The sequence below is a fragment of the Lebetimonas sp. JS032 genome (assembly GCF_000523315.1).
GTDB lineage: Bacteria > Campylobacterota > Campylobacteria > Campylobacterales > Nautiliaceae > Lebetimonas.
Genome location: NZ_ATHS01000001.1, coordinates 1,051,349 through 1,067,323 on the forward strand (window position 1 = coordinate 1,051,349; position 15,975 = coordinate 1,067,323).

At 31.6% G+C, this 15,975-nt stretch carries 20 protein-coding genes and 1 tRNA gene; 12 read left to right on the forward strand and 9 right to left on the reverse strand.

The features are described from left to right. Positions 1 to 71: 71 nt before the first annotated feature. Positions 72 to 1,577 (reverse strand): DUF3373 family protein, encoded by a 1,506-nt coding sequence (locus DZ65_RS0105950; protein ID WP_024787741.1) that lies wholly within the window; start codon positions 1,575 to 1,577, stop codon positions 72 to 74. Between the two features lie 108 nt (positions 1,578 to 1,685). Next, positions 1,686 to 2,024, reverse strand: a complete 339-nt coding sequence (locus DZ65_RS0105955; protein WP_024787742.1) for a hypothetical protein — start codon at positions 2,022 to 2,024, stop codon at positions 1,686 to 1,688. A gap of 200 nt (positions 2,025 to 2,224) precedes the next feature. Here DZ65_RS0105955 and DZ65_RS0105960 point away from each other — a divergent pair, with 200 nt between their 5' ends. From DZ65_RS0105960 to DZ65_RS0105995, 8 genes are all read left to right on the forward strand, one after another. Next, positions 2,225 to 2,959: an RluA family pseudouridine synthase gene (locus DZ65_RS0105960; RefSeq protein WP_024789880.1), complete on the forward strand. Its 735-nt coding sequence runs from the start codon at positions 2,225 to 2,227 to the stop codon at positions 2,957 to 2,959. Between the two features lie 78 nt (positions 2,960 to 3,037). Beyond that, on the forward strand, positions 3,038 to 4,387 hold the full coding sequence (gene ffh, locus DZ65_RS0105965; protein ID WP_024791339.1) for a signal recognition particle protein: 1,350 nt from the start codon (positions 3,038 to 3,040) through the stop codon (positions 4,385 to 4,387). A gap of 79 nt (positions 4,388 to 4,466) precedes the next feature. Next, complete coding sequence (rpsP, locus tag DZ65_RS0105970; protein ID WP_024791340.1) at positions 4,467 to 4,709, forward strand: 30S ribosomal protein S16; 243 nt, start codon at positions 4,467 to 4,469, stop codon at positions 4,707 to 4,709. Continuing rightward, a complete protein-coding gene (locus DZ65_RS0105975; RefSeq protein ID WP_024791341.1) occupies positions 4,709 to 4,948 on the forward strand; it encodes a KH domain-containing protein in 240 nt (79 codons plus the stop codon). Before rpsP ends, DZ65_RS0105975 begins: the two co-directional genes overlap by 1 nt. Then, positions 4,941 to 5,492 carry a ribosome maturation factor RimM gene (rimM, locus tag DZ65_RS0105980; RefSeq protein ID WP_024791342.1) on the forward strand — a complete coding sequence of 184 codons (552 nt, stop codon included), beginning with the start codon at positions 4,941 to 4,943 and terminating at the stop codon, positions 5,490 to 5,492. Before DZ65_RS0105975 ends, rimM begins: the two co-directional genes overlap by 8 nt. Then, positions 5,489 to 6,172: a tRNA (guanosine(37)-N1)-methyltransferase TrmD gene (gene trmD, locus DZ65_RS0105985; RefSeq protein ID WP_024791343.1), complete on the forward strand. Its 684-nt coding sequence runs from the start codon at positions 5,489 to 5,491 to the stop codon at positions 6,170 to 6,172. Before rimM ends, trmD begins: the two co-directional genes overlap by 4 nt. Positions 6,173 to 6,279: 107 nt before the next feature. Then, a complete protein-coding gene (gene rplS / locus DZ65_RS0105990; protein WP_024787749.1) occupies positions 6,280 to 6,636 on the forward strand; it encodes a 50S ribosomal protein L19 in 357 nt (118 codons plus the stop codon). Between the two features lie 259 nt (positions 6,637 to 6,895). Further along, positions 6,896 to 7,186 carry a hypothetical protein gene (locus DZ65_RS0105995; protein WP_024787750.1) on the forward strand — a complete coding sequence of 97 codons (291 nt, stop codon included), beginning with the start codon at positions 6,896 to 6,898 and terminating at the stop codon, positions 7,184 to 7,186. Here DZ65_RS0105995 and DZ65_RS0106000 read toward each other — a convergent pair. The 6 genes from DZ65_RS0106000 to mraY form a co-directional block, all read right to left on the reverse strand. Continuing rightward, entirely contained in the window at positions 7,176 to 7,691 is a 516-nt protein-coding gene (locus DZ65_RS0106000) for a formyltransferase family protein (protein ID WP_024791344.1), read from the reverse strand. The two genes, DZ65_RS0105995 and DZ65_RS0106000, sit on opposite strands and share 11 nt — an antisense overlap. After that, positions 7,688 to 8,176, reverse strand: a complete 489-nt coding sequence (locus DZ65_RS0106005; RefSeq protein ID WP_024791345.1) for a thioredoxin family protein — start codon at positions 8,174 to 8,176, stop codon at positions 7,688 to 7,690. The genes DZ65_RS0106000 and DZ65_RS0106005 overlap by 4 nt, the downstream gene beginning before the upstream one ends. A 39-nt stretch (positions 8,177 to 8,215) precedes the next feature. Further along, positions 8,216 to 8,291 (reverse strand) — tRNA-Phe (locus DZ65_RS0106010). Between the two features lie 88 nt (positions 8,292 to 8,379). Next, complete coding sequence (murD, locus tag DZ65_RS0106015; RefSeq protein ID WP_024791346.1) at positions 8,380 to 9,552, reverse strand: UDP-N-acetylmuramoyl-L-alanine--D-glutamate ligase; 1,173 nt, start codon at positions 9,550 to 9,552, stop codon at positions 8,380 to 8,382. Then, positions 9,549 to 10,355 (reverse strand): signal peptide peptidase SppA, encoded by an 807-nt coding sequence (sppA, locus tag DZ65_RS0106020; protein ID WP_024791347.1) that lies wholly within the window; start codon positions 10,353 to 10,355, stop codon positions 9,549 to 9,551. Before sppA ends, murD begins: the two co-directional genes overlap by 4 nt. Positions 10,356 to 10,406: 51 nt before the next feature. Next, complete coding sequence (gene mraY / locus DZ65_RS0106025) at positions 10,407 to 11,462, reverse strand: phospho-N-acetylmuramoyl-pentapeptide-transferase (RefSeq protein WP_024791348.1); 1,056 nt, start codon at positions 11,460 to 11,462, stop codon at positions 10,407 to 10,409. Positions 11,463 to 11,506: 44 nt separating this feature from the next. Between mraY and fabG the strand changes: the two genes are divergently transcribed. The 3 genes from fabG (at position 11,507) to DZ65_RS0106040 (ending at position 14,784) form a co-directional block, all read left to right on the forward strand. After that, complete coding sequence (gene fabG, locus DZ65_RS0106030; RefSeq protein WP_024787755.1) at positions 11,507 to 12,250, forward strand: 3-oxoacyl-ACP reductase FabG; 744 nt, start codon at positions 11,507 to 11,509, stop codon at positions 12,248 to 12,250. A gap of 153 nt (positions 12,251 to 12,403) precedes the next feature. Next, positions 12,404 to 13,918, forward strand: a complete 1,515-nt coding sequence (gene thrC / locus DZ65_RS0106035) for a threonine synthase (protein WP_024791349.1) — start codon at positions 12,404 to 12,406, stop codon at positions 13,916 to 13,918. Then, positions 13,915 to 14,784, forward strand: a complete 870-nt coding sequence (locus DZ65_RS0106040) for an AEC family transporter (protein WP_024791350.1) — start codon at positions 13,915 to 13,917, stop codon at positions 14,782 to 14,784. Before thrC ends, DZ65_RS0106040 begins: the two co-directional genes overlap by 4 nt. Here DZ65_RS0106040 and DZ65_RS10575 read toward each other — a convergent pair. Next, complete coding sequence (locus DZ65_RS10575; protein ID WP_369792331.1) at positions 14,777 to 15,133, reverse strand: YdcF family protein; 357 nt, start codon at positions 15,131 to 15,133, stop codon at positions 14,777 to 14,779. The two genes, DZ65_RS0106040 and DZ65_RS10575, sit on opposite strands and share 8 nt — an antisense overlap. A 111-nt stretch (positions 15,134 to 15,244) precedes the next feature. Between DZ65_RS10575 and DZ65_RS0106055 the strand changes: the two genes are divergently transcribed. Next, complete coding sequence (locus tag DZ65_RS0106055; protein ID WP_024791352.1) at positions 15,245 to 15,958, forward strand: SDR family oxidoreductase; 714 nt, start codon at positions 15,245 to 15,247, stop codon at positions 15,956 to 15,958. Positions 15,959 to 15,975: the final 17 nt, after the last annotated feature.

Genomic DNA, 15,975 nt, shown 5'->3' on the forward strand with positions numbered 1-15,975 from the left:
TAATTGTAGCATAGTATTGAAAAAAATATATATCCCGAAGAGGGATATAAGAGAAAATTATCTTAATTTAATTAAAAGTTATATCTGATATAAGCTCTTATGTCTTTAGCTTTTTTAACATAACTGAACATTGTGTTATCTGGGTTACCCATATCACCAAAGAATGCATCACTTCCAGGATGATTGTATTTAATGTATGTATATCTTAACTGTGCTGTTAGATGAGGAATAATCTGATGATTGTAATATACATCAAAAGCGTGTCCTCTAACTGCTGCAATGCTTCCGGCTAATGTATCTTCTCCGTAAGTAAAGCTTCTCCAGTATTTGCTTCCGTTTACATAAGATAGACCGAATCTGTCGTTATCTGCAAATCCCGGCATATCAGCACCTACCCAGATACTGTGACCTGTTCTTTTTTTATCTGAACCAAGCATAGTTTGTCCGGATTTAGGTCTTGTTTCTGAAAATGCCCAAGAAACAAATGCTGTAGTGTTGTCAAGAAAATCGCTTATCCCGTCACCGATTCCTTGAGCCGCAAATACGGCGTTTTCACCGAAATAATTTCCTAATGTTGCCATGTCAGCAACAAATGTACTAGGACCTGTGAAAGCCATTTTAAAACCTTGAAGGTTAAACGCCCAGACTGTTTCTGTTTTTAATGAATATTGTCCGTCGTCATAAGGAATTAATAAAAATCCTCCAAAATCTGCATGATGAGCATTACCTTTTGTATAATCAGGTTGAGTGTTGTTTAATGACCATTTTCCGTTAGAAGCGGTATAACCTCTTCCCAAACAGAATTTAATCCATGTTCCCCAATCAGCAAATTTATCTGATAGTTTAGAGAATAATGAGTTTCCAACTTCAAAACTGAATCCGTCAAATTCCATATTGATTAAATGTCCAAGCGGACTGTTTGCATTGTCTTCGTCAACTAAATTAGCTGGAAATCCCTGAGTCGCCGGTCTTCTACCCGCACTGAACATTAATCCGTTATCCGGACCAAACCAGTAATTAAAGAAAGCTTCTTTGATTCTGATATTTGCATCGTCAGGTGTTTCATTTACTACCCAGTCAACATTTTGGAAAGGTTGATTCATGCTGTTAATTGAAGTCATACCAAATACTTTATTGGCTTCGACTCTTACAGTTGCTTTTAAATTATCTGCGGGTTTGTATACACCTGTTAGGATAATTCTGTTTTGTAAAACCTGACCAATATGATCTTTTTTGTCAGTTTGTCCTGTAACTACACCAGCAAATTGATGTCCGCTTTGTCCTGTCATATCTGGTCCAACATTATATGTTAATCCGGCTGTTGTTTGTTTGTTAAGATAATCGAATGCCGTTCTTAAATCGAATCCCCAGAATAGATGAGAGTTTGCTACCACAGGCGATACTTTTTTATAGTATCTGCTGTTTTGTTCGTCAACTTTTTTTTCAACTTTTTGCTGGCTGGTTTTTAACTGATTTAATTGTTGCTGTAAAAGCTCAATTTGTTTTTGTAACTGCTCAACCGTAGGCTGTGCGAAAAGTCCTGCTACAACTGAAGCTGAAAGTAAAAATTTTTTCATTTTTTTCTCCTTTGATTTTTTAATTTAATTTCGCATTTTTTTAGTCAGTGCAAATTATAACAAATTTAATGTAATTGTCTACCTCTCCCGGAGGTATTTTTTTTAAAGTCATCCGGGAGGTATTCTTCCCTGCAGTATTTGGGTGAAGAATACTTTTAAATAAGGGAGTTTGCCTTTTTCAATTATCTTTTGCATTCCTTTAGCAGCTTTTGGGTTCAATGTTTTTAGCTTTTCTAAAAAAGGTTTTGCGTTATCGGCAAACAATTCATTTAACTGATCTGGTGTGACAACATTTAATTTTTTTAACAGCTCCGGCGCTTTTAATGTATGGCCGCCCGAATGTTTGATGTATCTTATGTATGCTCTGTAACCCGCTGTATAAGCGTTGATTGCATAAGCAAAAGATACAAGCATAATTGCACTGACTAAAATTTTAGAAAATTTCATAATCCGCCTTTAATGAATAAATGTTCATTTGCAAGTAGAATGATACATCATTTTTCCTTAAAGTTTGCTTAAAATAAAAAAAATTTATAACAAATTTAACAAATTTTTGCTAAATAAATGAAATTTGGAGATTTTTGTATGATTTTTCAATCCTTTTATTAATATTAGAATATGATATAATTTTATAAAAAAGGCAGTTATTGAAAGAAAAAGCGTATATACTCTTGGCAAAACAGGAAAACATATCAAATAGAAAGGCCAAAGAGCTGATTGACAGGGGTTTGGTTTATGCAAGAGAAAAAAAAATAAAGATAGCAAGAGGGCTGGTGCCTACAAATATAAAATTTAAAATTATCAATATTCCTGATATAAGAAAAATTTATGAGGATAAAAATATAGTGGTAGTTGACAAACCCCCGTTTATTACGAGCGAAGAAATTTCTCAAAAATTCAAACAGCCGCTTTTGCACAGGCTTGATAAGCAAACAAGCGGTATTCTTGTAATGGTAAAAAATAAAGAGTTTAGAAAACGGGCCATTGAAGAATTTAGAAATAAAAATGTTTATAAAGAATATATCGCATGGGTGGAAGGTATAATCGCCCAAAATGACATTATAAATCTTCCTATTGAAATTATTAAGACAAAATCGGCGTCTTTTGCTAAAATTTCAAGGGAAGGTGAAGAGGCGGTTACCCAAATTGAGCCGATTCTGGCATTCAGGACAAAGTCTAAAATAAAAGCCGTTATCCATACAGGAAGAACACATCAGATAAGGGCTCATTTAAAAGCGATTGAACATCCTATTATAGGAGATGTGAAATACGGGGGAAAAGAATATACCAGAGTAATGCTTCACCACCATAAATTTAAACTGTTTGATTATGAATTTATTTCACCAGAGCCAGATGATTTTAAAATGCAGGAAGAAAAATAATCAATTGAAAATGGAAAATTAAAAATTAGTTTTATTGTTACTATTTTTTTACAACTCACTAAAATATAAAGGAGAATAATGTTTGGAAAAATAAGTGAAGGTTTTAGAAATGCAATTAATAAAATCAAACTTAAAGATGATGAGAAATCTTTAAAAAAAGCGCTCGATGAACTTAAAAAAAACTTGTTAAAAGCGGATGTTCATTTTAAAACGGTAAAAGAACTTATTAAAAAAGTTGAGGTTGAAACAAAAAGAAAAGGTATAGGAAAAGCAAATTTTATAATGGAGCTTGAAGATGCCCTAACCCAAATACTTAAAGCCCCGGGAAATTTCGGATTTGTATTTTCTCCCAAACCTCCCACTGTTGTAATGATAACAGGCCTTCAGGGTAGCGGTAAAACAACCACAACTGCAAAATTAGCATTTTATCTTAAAACATTTAAAAAGAAAAAAGTGTTAATGGTTGCGGCCGATTTACAAAGACTTGCAGCGGTTGAACAGCTTAAACAGTTAGCCGAGGCAAACGGGCTTGATATATATTATGATGAATTTGCAAAAGACGCCGTAGAAGTTGTTAAAAAAGGTGTTGAATTTGCTAAAAGTAAATATTATGATGTTGTGCTTATAGATACGGCGGGACGGCTTGCAATAGATGAAGAGCTTATGAGCGAACTTGTTAAAATGAAAAAAGAAGTTAATCCGGATGAAATTTTTTACGTAGCAGATTCACTTACAGGTAAAGATGCAATAAATACCGCCAAAACTTTTGATGAAAAACTTGATATAACAGGGGTTATTTTAACCAAATACGATGGTGACAGCAAAGGCGGTGTCGCACTAAGTATTGCCCATCAGGCCCATAAACCTCTGAGATTCCTGGGAACCGGGGAAAAAATAGCGGATTTAGAAAGTTTTATGCCCGAGAGGATTGTAAGCAGATTATTAGGAGCCGGGGATATAGAAGGGCTTGTTGAAAAAACGGCTGCCATAATGGATGAAAAAGAAGCCAAAAAAATATCCAAAAAAATTAAAAAAGGCGAATTTAATTACGAAGATTTTATAAAACAGCTTGAACAGATTAAAAAGCTCGGGAGTATGAAAAACCTGCTTTCAATGATTCCGGGAATGGGCGGAATGTTAAAACAGCTCGGAGAAATTGATCTTGAAAATTCGGATGAAATTAAAAAAATAAAATCCATGGTAAATTCTATGACTCCAAAAGAGAGAACCAATCCGAAATTACTCAAAGAGAGTGCAAGCAGAAGAAGAAGAATCGCAAGCGGAGCAGGACTCAGTGTACAGGAAGTAAACAGAATCAATAAACAGTTTCAGAATGCGGCAAAAATGGCAAAAAAATTTGCCGGTAAGAAAATTCCAAATATGAATGAGCTTATGAATATGACAAAAGGCTTGAATTTTCCAAAATAATGTATTAAAATTTCACATTATTTTTAATGGGTCGGTTTGGGCGGGATAAAAAATAAATAAATAAACTAAGGAGATACACGTGGTAAAAATCAGACTTGCAAGATTTGGTAGAAAAAAAAGACCTTTTTACAGAATAGTTGTAACAGATTCAAAAAAAAGAAGAGATTCAGGATGGATAGAATCAGTAGGATATTATAATCCTTTAACTGAACCAGCAACAGTAAAAATGGATTTAGACAGGGTGAATTATTGGATTGGTGTAGGTGCTAAAATGAGTGAAAGAGTTGCGAAACTAAAAAAAATAGCTGAAGAAAACGTTTAATGGTTGAATCCTTTGTAAGAGAATATGCCAAACTTTTGGCATTTGAACCTGATGTAATTAAAAGTGAAATTGTGCCTCACGAGGATTTTGATGAAATAATAATTTATGCAAAAAAAGCCGATGTCGGAAGAATTATAGGTAAAGACGGGGCAATGGTCAGCGCCATAAAAACAGTTATAAGCGGCTGCAGGGCAAAAGAAGATAAAAATTATAAAATTACACTAAAAGCATATGAATAAAAAAATTCCAATTGCAAAAATTGGAAAAACTTACGGGGTGAAGGGATGGCAGAAGCTTCACCTCCTAACCGACTTTCCAGAGCAGTTCAAACCTAATGCTACATTTGAATCCTACAGAATAGATTTAACCATAGAAAAAATAGATATAAAAAGAAATCTGGTTAAATTTAAAGGCATAAATACACCCGAAGAAGCCAAGAAACTTATTAACAGAGTCCTTTATACCACTTCTGAAAAAACAAAAGAAGAAATAAAATTAAAAGAAAACGAATATTTCTGGTTTGAAATTATCGGATGTGAAGTAATGGAAAATATTGAGAATCGCCAAGTTGGAAGTTCCAAGTTCCAAGTTTTAGGAAAAGTTGTTGATATAGAAAGGGTGGATGTTGATTACATGGTAATTAAAACAAATGAAGAATTAGTGAATAAAGGTTATGCAAAAAGATTTTTAATTGATTTTAAAAGAAATGTGGAAAATGTGGATGTTGAAAATAAAAAAATTTATGCCAAAGGTGCAATAGATATTCTTGAAAGTCTTAAATGAAAATTGTTTTTGTTACTCTTTTCCCCGATTTAATAAAACCTTATTTTGAAGATTCTATTTTAAAAAAAGCATTAGAAAAATCTGTTTTTGAAATAGAATTTGTAAATTTCAGAGAATTTGCCGAAAATATACATATGCATATAGACACTCCTCCGGCCGGGGGTGGGGCCGGAATGGTTATTGATAATATTGCCCTAAGGGGATGTTTAAATTTTTTAAAAAATAAATACCAAAATGCAAAAACTATTTTTTTAATTCCCGTTGGAAAAGTCTATAATCAAAAAGATGCTGTCCGTTTAAGTTATGAGGATGTTTTAATATTAGTTTCCGGAAGATATGAGGGGTTTGATGAAAGGCTTATAGAAGATTTTGCGGATGAGGTAATAAGTATTGGCGATTTTATATTAACAGGAGGAGAACTTGGCGCTCTGATAATAGCGGACAGTGTTTTAAGAAATATTAACGGAGTTTTAGGAAACAGTGAAAGTTTAGTTGAAGAGAGTTTTAATAATAATCTGCTTGAAGCCCCCCAATTTTCAAAAACGGGTAAAATTCCGGAAATTTTAAAAAGCGGAAATCATAAAAAAATAAAAGAGTGGAAAGAAAAAACATCTTTATATAAAACTGAATTTCACAGACCGGACTTATTTCAAATAAATAATGAAAAATTGAAAATGTAAAATTAATGTTTAGAATTTAATTTGTTTTTTTGTTGATTTTTGATATAATTACGCTTCAAAATAAGTGTGGATGCCCTAAGCGGCCAATGGCACAAAGGAGAAAAATAATGAGAAACAGATACATCGAGGCTTTTGAAGCTAAACAAATTGAAGGAAAAAATGTTCCTGAATTCAGACCCGGAGACACTGTAAGGGTTGCGGTTGAAATTAAAGAAGGCGATAAAAAAAGAATTCAAAATTTTGAAGGTGTGGTAATTGCAATTAAAGGCACCGGTGCAGGCAAAACATTTACCGTGAGAAAAATCGGTGCAAACAATATCGGAGTGGAAAGAATTTTTCCATTTTACAGCGAAAGTATCGCCGGTATTGAAGTAGTAAGAAAAGGTAGAGTCAGAAGAGCAAAACTTTATTATTTAAGAGAAAAAACAGGTAAAAAAGCAAGAATCAAAGAAAGAAGAGATTAATCTCTTTCTTTTATCTTTTTAATAAATATAGTGACAGACACTATGAGTAATGTTAAATTGTGAATGTTGAGTTCTGAATTAGAGATTTTTGAATATATTTTTATTTAATATTTAATTAAACATTAAACATTAAACATTTAACATTCATAATTCATAATTCATAATTCATAATTTTTATATGGGCACTTTTTTAACACTTTGTTTTATTAAAATAATAATAAAAATATATTTTGATATAATTTTTAAAAAAAGGCAGAGGATGAGAGATTATAATGAACAGATTTTAAGTTTTGGGGAAATTCAAGAACCTCATGAATGTATTACAATTGCATACGGAAGTGTAAGGGTGGAGCAGGCAAGAATGTATGATGATGTATTGCCTACCGATGCTTTTAAACAGGTTATTATAATGCTTCAGGAACAGGCTAAAGAAATGGAAGCTGACGGGGTAAAAAATATTACTGTCACCATCACTCCTTCTAAAAATAAAGAGGGAATAGATGTACTTGATTATTATTCAATGGGAACTTTAATTAAACTTAAAGATTGATTCTCTCGACAACATCCGGTAAAAAAGTCCATTCGGCTTTTTTTAATTCTCTATGATATTCTTCGTAAGTTTTAAATTTATAAGGATTTATGTGATATTGTAAAATAATATCGCCGCTGTCAAGCTCTTCTGATGCAAAATGTATTGTTATCCCGCATGCTTTTTTTGTCTCGAAGGAGAGTTTGTCTGCATTTAAGCCTTTGAAATTCGGTAAAATGCTTGGATGTAAATTTATTATTTTGCCCTTGAATTCATTGATTATAAAAGAAGGTACAATTTTCATAAATCCGGCAAGTACTATTAAATCGGGATTTAAATTTTTTAAATATCCTAAAATTTCATTAAAATCACTGCTTATTAAAATAGGAGGTAAATCTTTTTCTTTTAAAGCATCAGAATCGGCTCTGTTTGTAATACCTGCAATTATTTTATAATTATTTTCCTTTTTTATTAAATTTAAAAAATTGCTTCCGCCTTTTCCAAAAAATACAACTACTCTTTTCATTTATTCTTTTTATTTTTGGGAATTTGCAGCCATACCGGTTTTGGAGAGTTGATGGAGGCTTTTTTAAATTTTTGATGATATTGTTTGATTAAGGCTTTTAATACCTTTAAAAATTCCGGTTTGTTTCTTGCGCCTGTTAAAATATAAAAAATTTTTCCGTCAGGTTTAGAAAAAATCAATGTAGGGGTAACACCTTTAAAATGTTTTTTTATTGTTTCGGGAATGGAATTTTGTTGAATAAAATAAAAAACAGGAATAAAATTTTTGTTTATAAAATCAGAAACTTTCTTATCTGAATATACATATTTTGAAAAATATTTTGAAGGTGGGCATTTAATACCCGCTATTTCCGTCAAAATAAGTTTATGCTCTTTTTTAGCAAATATTTTTGCCATATTATAAGATTTAACCCAGTGAATGTTTTCATACCAGTTGAATGCGAATAAATTTATTAGTAAAATAAAGGGAAACAAAAACTTTTTCATATTTTTCCTTAAATTGGTGTCAAACACTTATAATTTAAATGGTGCCCAGGGACGGAATCGAACCGCCGACACAGGGATTTTCAGTCCCTTGCTCTACCGACTGAGCTACCTGGGCAAATTTTCTAATTTTGAATGTGAATGAAATTATATATAATAAATGAAATTATATGTAATTAAACTTAATTTAATCTTAAATTCAACATTTATAATTTAAAATTCATAATTAAGTTTTTAAAAATCTCTCCTCTGTCTTTATAACTTTTAAACTGGTCGAAACTTGCACATGCAGGACTAAGCAGGGCTATTGATTCTTGATTATGTTTTTTGTCAATTAAATTTATAGCATTTTCTATAGTTTCAGAGTCATTAAAAGGTATTTGATGTTTTTTTGCTAAATTAATAAATAAATCTCTTTTTTCCCCTATTATAAAAAGTTCAATATCAAGTTTTCGCATATATTTAAATAGTTCTTCGAAATTTTGTCCTTTATCATCCCCTCCAATTATCAGATATATTTTTTTGTCTTTATATCTTTTCAGTGCATTTAATGTTGCATCAACGTTGGTGGCTTTTGAATCATCAATCCAGATTCTTCCATATGAATCTTTTATTTCTTCTAATTTATGCGGTTCTATTTTGAAATTTTTTAAACTTTTTTCTTTGAAATACAAAATATAATAAACCGCTTTTGCCAATATTTCATCAAGTAAAAACGGAGGTTTAAACTCAAATTCACTAAATCCGAAATAATTTATTAAATCCTCTTCATTTTCGTAAAGGATTTTAAAAGCTTTCGTTTTACTTTCAAATTTTTTTGGCATTATTACCACGTCTCTTTCACTCATTCTTTTTAGCGGGGACAGTTTTGCTTTTACATAATTTTCAAAACTTCCGTGCCATGAAATATGGTCTTCTTTTATAGGTAAAATAATAAAAATATTCGGTTTCGCATATTTTGTATAATGGAGCTGAAAACTGCTGGCTTCTATCACCCAGAATTGTTTGTTTTTGTCCATATTAGCAAGTGGAATACCTATATTTCCCCCAATATCAGAATTTTGTAATAGAAAATGTATCATTTCGGTAGTTGTTGTTTTTCCGTTTGTGCCTGTTACCCATATCTGAAAAGGAGCTTCATTAAAATAATCAAATTCACTAATTAAATTTTTGGCTTTTTTTATTAATGAATTATAAGGAGGAATACCGGGGGACGTTATTTCAAGAGGGCTTTTTTCCGCTTTAAAAAGAAAAGGGGGCAAAAGAATATTGCCGTATTTGTCAAACTCTATTTTTTTAAATCTGTCGTCATATATTTCCCAGCCCCCGCTTTTTGCAATGGATTTTGTGGTTAATCCGTATCCAAACAGAGATTTCATTTATTAAGATATCCTTTTAGCAGATTATCCAAATCAGTATTAAGTTCTTTTTTAATTTTTTCTTTAAATGCCGTAAGGCTTGAAGTTTGATCAACCAAAATTCCTTTTACACTGCTTGCTATATATATTTTTCCGTCTGCATATTTTTTGAGCTTATCAATTGAAATATTTCTGTCTTTTGCCACTGTGTCAAGAAAATTATTGTATGTGGGAAGTAAAAGATGCTTTAAAAGATATTTTTTTTGCTCAGGTGTTGCTTTTTTAAACCAGCTTATAGGTTCTTTGTATTTTCCGACTGTAATAGTGTCTTCTTCTATACCTAATTTTTTAGCAAGTTTTGCTATTACGTAATGCGGCATAATAACGCCTATACTTCCAACAATTGCGTTTTTGTTTGCAACAATCGGTTTAACTGCGCTTATAATATAATATCCCCCGCTTGCCGCCATACTTTCGACATATGCGTAAACTTTGAGATATGCGTTAAATTCATCGCTTCCGCTCGGACTTCCGCCGGGAGTATTAAATATAAATAAAAAGGCTTTTAAGTTTTTGTCTTTTTTAAGTCTGTTTATTTTGTCCATCAAAGAATTTATATATTTTATTGTTATGGTTTTATTTATATTAATTTCTGCCACATACGGTTTTGTAACAGGTTTATTAAACGAAAAACTTTTTTTAAAAAATAAAAACAAAATAAAAACTTCCGCAAGTAATATTAAAATAACTCCTATTAAAACAATTTTTTCTTTTAATGCTTTTAATTTATAAATTTTAAGCTCGGCTTTTAACTTCTCTTCCATATTTTTCCTTTACTTGTAATTTGCCATTCACCACTCACTACTCACTATTTTTCACCTTATCTTTATTGAAAGTATAGCAATAATATTTGTGATAAGTGCAATTATCCAAAAGCGTATGGTGATTTTATTTTCCATCCACCCTGATTTTTCAAAATGATGATGAATGGGGGCCATTTTAAAAATTCTTTTTTTTCTTGTTTTATAGCTTCCGACCTGCAAAATTACCGATACCGTTTCCATTATAAAAACAAATCCTATAAAAATAAGAAGTATTTCGTTTTTTGTAAAAATACTCAATATTCCTATAATGGCTCCAAGGCTTAAACTGCCGCTGTCACCCATAAAAACTTCTGCAGGATTTGCATTGTACCACAAAAATCCAAGAAGCGAGCCTATTAAACCAAATGCTATTATGCTGAGTTCTCCCACACCTTTTTCAAAAGGATAAAAAAGATAATGAGAATAAATCGCATTTCCTAAAATATACGCAAAAATAGCGAGTGTAAGCAGGGCAAATATGCTCGGTATGGTGGCAAGTCCGTCAAGTCCGTCTGTAAGGTTTACCGCATTACTCATTCCCACAATTACAAATGCCCAAAAAATTATAGAAAAAATTCCCATATCAAAAAGAGGATGTTTATAAAAAGGAATATAAAGTTTTGTGTCAAATCCGTTTTTATATAATAAAAAGGCAACTATAAACCCGCCTATCCATTGAAGAATAAATTTTTGTTTCGGTGTGAGGCCTGCGTGATTGGATGAAGCTTTTATTTTGCCCCAGTCGTCTATTATTCCTATAATCATAAAAAAAACGGCCGTAAAAATTGTAATCAAAACAAAATTATTGAGTTTGGCGCTTAAAAGAACGGCTATTAAGGATGAAATCATAAAAACAACCCCTCCCATTGTAGGGGTTGATGATTTGCTTTTATGGGTTTGGGGGGCGAGTTCGTAAATAGGCTGGGTCGCTTTGTTTTTTGCCCATTTTATAAATGTGGGATATGTTAATATTGCCAGAAAAAAAGCTGTAAAAAAAGCAAATATTGCCCTGAATGAAAGATAATGAAAAAGGTGTATATGAAAATGCTCATATAAAAAATATAGCATAAAATCCCTTTTTTAGGTAAAATTGTATCAAAAAAAGGGTTAAAATGACTTTTAGCGGTAAAAATGTATTAATAACCGGAGCCAGCAGGGGAATTGGTGCTGAAATTGCAAGAGTTTTAGCCAAAAAGGGCTTGAAAGTCTGGATAAATTACAAAAGCTCTGCAAACTTAGCCGATAAGTTAAAAGAAGAAATTGAATCCGACGGAGGAATTGCAGGAGTGATCGGGTTTGATGTAAGTGATGAGAAAGCTTTTATTGAAGGAATAAAAACTATAATTGAGAGTGACGGCGAACTCAGTTATTTAGTAAACAATGCGGGAATTACAAACGACAAGCTTGCAATGAGAATGAGTGTTGATGATTTTAAAAAAGTAATTGATGCCAATTTGGTTTCCACCTTTATAGGATGCAGGGAAGCACTTAAAGTAATGGGTAAAAAAAGATTCGGGGCTGTTGTAAATGTTGCAAGCGTTGTTGCCGAGTCTGGTAATGCGGGCCAGGTCAATTATGTTGCAAGCAAGGGCGGAATTATTTCCATGACCAAGACATTTGCGCTTGAAGGGGCAGCCAGAAGCATAAGATTTAATTCTGTTACGCCCGGATTTATAAAAACCGATATGACAGAAAAACTTCCAGGGAAGGTAAAAGAAGAAATTTTAAATAAAATCCCTCTAAAAAGAATGGCAAAGCCCGCTGAGGTGGCAAATGCGGTTGCATTTTTACTTAGTGACGGGGCAAGTTATATAACAGGGGAAACCCTTAAAGTAAACGGCGGAATGTATATGTAATAAGTGGTGAGCTTGCCCGGCCGCTTGCAAAGCGGCGGGGTGGTGAGTTAATAATTATGAATGTTGAATTATGAATTATGAGTTTTGAATGATGAATTTTGAATGTTGATTTTGAAGTTGTGAATTGAAAATTAGAAATATTAAAGGAGCGATATGAAATTTATAGGAACCCGTGGGACAGATAAAGAAAAAACATTCAGCGAAGTTATCTTGGACCCTGCCGCACCGAACGGAGGGTTGTATGTTCCTAAAAAACTGCCTAAAATTAATGAAAAATGGCTTTTAAAATATTATGATGTGCAAGGAGACAAACCTTATACACATATAGCAAGAGGAATTTTAAAACAATTTAAAGTTGATATTGATAATAAATTAATAGAAAAAGCACTGTTTACATATTTAAGAAATTTTGACGATGAAGAAGTCGTGCCTGTGGTAAGAATAAACGAGGATCTTTTTATAGGTGAGCTGTGGCACGGTCCTACCCGTGCATTTAAGGATATGGCGCTTCAGCCATTTGGAGTGATATTCTCAAATCTTGCCAAAAAAAGAGAAGAAAATTATTTAATTTTGGCTGCAACAAGCGGGGATACCGGGCCTGCGACCCTTAAAACATTTGAAAACAGAGAAAATATAAAAGTGGTATGCCTTTATCCTTATAAAGGAACAAGCGAAGTTCAAAAACTGCAAATGGTCACAACTGATGCTGAAAATGAAAAAGTCCTTGGAATCATGGGTAATTTTGACGATGCACAAACGGCACTTAAAAATTTATTAAAAGACAAAGAATTTAGAAAAACTTTAAAAGCAAACGATATTAAACTTTCAGCTGCAAACAGTGTAAATTTCGGAAGAATTATTTTTCAGACAGTTTATCATTTCTGGGCGTATCTGAAACTCGTTGAAAGAATGGAAATAGAAATGAATGATAAAATAGATGTTATTATTCCAAGCGGAAATTTCGGAAACGCACTCGGGGCATATTATGCTAAAAAAATGGGCTTGCCTATTGAAAAAATTGTAATTGCAAGCAATAAAAACAATGTTTTATATGAATTTGTCACATACGGAAAATATGATTTGAGAGATAAAAATTTAATTAAAACAATATCACCTGCCATGGATATTTTAAAATCATCAAATGTCGAAAGACTTTTATTCGACAAATTTGGAGAAAAAAGATGTATAGAATTGATGGAAAATCTTGAAAAAGAAGGGTATTTTGAATTAACTCTTAAAGAACACGAAAAAATAAAAGAAGATTTTATTGCTGATTTTGCAACTGATGGAGAATGCGAAGAAATTATTAACAAATATACAAAAAACAATTATTTAATGGACCCACACACCGCTACAGCCGTTAAGGCTTATGAATATTTAAAAAACAAAAGTTTGATTAATAATAAAGTTGTAGCTTATTCCACAGCCGAATGGACAAAATTCGCTCCAAGCATATATAAAGCCCTGACAGGCGAGGATGTTGAAAGGGAAATAGCCGAGTTGGAAGAGAGAACAATTTCCGATAAAGATGCAATTGCATATATTGAAGCCAGCTTAGATGTAACAGCCCCTGAAATAATCAGAGAGCTTTTTGAAAAAGAGATTAAAGAAACTGTAATCGATAAAAAAGAAATTAAAGAAAAAATTATAGAATTTATTGCTGAATGAAAACTGTTTTAGGAATATATCTATTTATTTTACTGGGGTTTTTGTCTAAAAAAAGTTTTAAAGAAATTGAGGTAAAAACCCTGGTTATTCTTTCGACCTATTTTCTCCAGCCTTTTCTTACCCTTTGGGGCATAATGCTTATTCCTTTAAATAAAGAGCTTGTTTTGGCACCGTTGATTTATCTGATGGCTGTTTTTACAGCGCTGATTTTTACATATTCTTTTTCAAGAGGGCTTGAGAGAAAAGAAAAAATAATATCAACTCTAACTCCTTTAATCGGAAATACAGGAAATTTGGGGATTCCTCTTAGTTATGCACTTTTTGGAGAAATCGGTGCAAGTGTCGCAACTTTGATTAATCTTGCAAATATATTTTTTATTTATACATTCGGTATATTTTTTTATGCAAGCTCAAAATTTGATTTTAAAAACGCTTTCAAAAAAATTATAAAAATTCCTGTTATATGGATAGGGATTTTGGCAATATCGCTTAACCTTTTTGACGTCAAATTCGATAAAGAAACAATGAAAATACTTCAAATGGGTGCTTTTGCCTCCATAGTTACCCAATTACTGATTTTTGGCATTTATATAGCTGAAATAAAAATAAAAGAGGTCAGTTTTAAACTGGCTTTTTTAACAAGTTTTAATAAATTTGTGGTTTTCCCTTTTGTCGCTTTTTTGATTTTAAAAATTTTTGGATTTAACGAAATTTTTTTTAAAACAATTTTATTGGAAGTAATGACACCTTTGGCAATTACAAATGTAAATTTGGCAAGTCTTTTTGATTTATATCCGAGAAAAGTTGCATTTTTAATTCTTTTAACTACTTTTTTGTTTTTGTGCATTACATTTATATTTATATAATTCCTCGTAATGTAAGACTCAAAAGTCCAAAATATTCATGAATTGCTTTATAACTTTTATGAAAAGCATCTTCCTTTGGAAATATATCCCATACTGTATAATAAGGTTTGTAATAAAATCCCACAGGTTTTGGAATGATTTTAAATCCGAAATGTTTAAAAAGTTTTATAGCCCTTTTCATATGAAATGCACTTGTTACTAAAAATATCTCTTTTTTTAGATGTAATTTTTTAAAAACTTTTGAAGTAAATTTTGCATTTTCATAGGTATCAAGTGAATTTCTTTTACATATTTTTTTAAATTTTCCATCATCTTTAAATGCATCGGGATATGCTTTTAATATATCGATTTATAATTTTTTAGCAAAAATACCGGCAAATATCAGTATAATTATAAAAATTCCCGGCGGCAGGAAAAGATAAGTAAACAGCTTTGAAACAACAAACATAAAGGAGCCTTTTTGAATGTAATTATAACAGGTGCGAGCAGGGGAATAGGCAGGGAACTTGCCAGATATTACGCAAAAAAGAATAAAGTTTTTGCCATTGCAAGAGATGAAAAAAAGTTAAATGAACTAAAAAAAGAAAATGAAAATATAATTCCTATAGTCTGTGATTTAAGCAATATTAATGAAGTTAGAAAACTTAGATTTGATGAAATTGATTTAGTTATTTGCAATGCCGGAATTTCACTTCCACATGCTCCAGATTTTACTCCGTATGAGGAGTTTGAAAAACTTTTTCAAATAAATTTTTTAAGCATTCACGCACTTTTAGAAAACATAGTGCCAGATATGCAAAAAAGAAAAAGAGGGAAAATTGTATTTATTTCTTCTCTTGCATCAATTATTGCATCTCCAACCTCTCTTCCTTATTCAGCATCAAAAAGGGCTCTTAATTCATATGCCCAGAGTCTTAGAAATATGTTAGCAAAATATAATATAAAAGTTATAAATATAATGCCTGGATTCATTAAAACAGATTTAACCGCAAAAAACGATTTTTATATGCCATTTTTAATGGATTTAAACGAAGGTGCTAAAAGAATTATTGATGCAATTGAAAAAGAAAAAAAAGAGTATGCCTTTCCAAAAAGATTTTATTATATTTTGAAAATGTTTAATCTGCTGCCTTTAAATATTCAGGATAAAATTTTGCAAAAATTTGCAAATTAACTTGCATTAAAAAAATT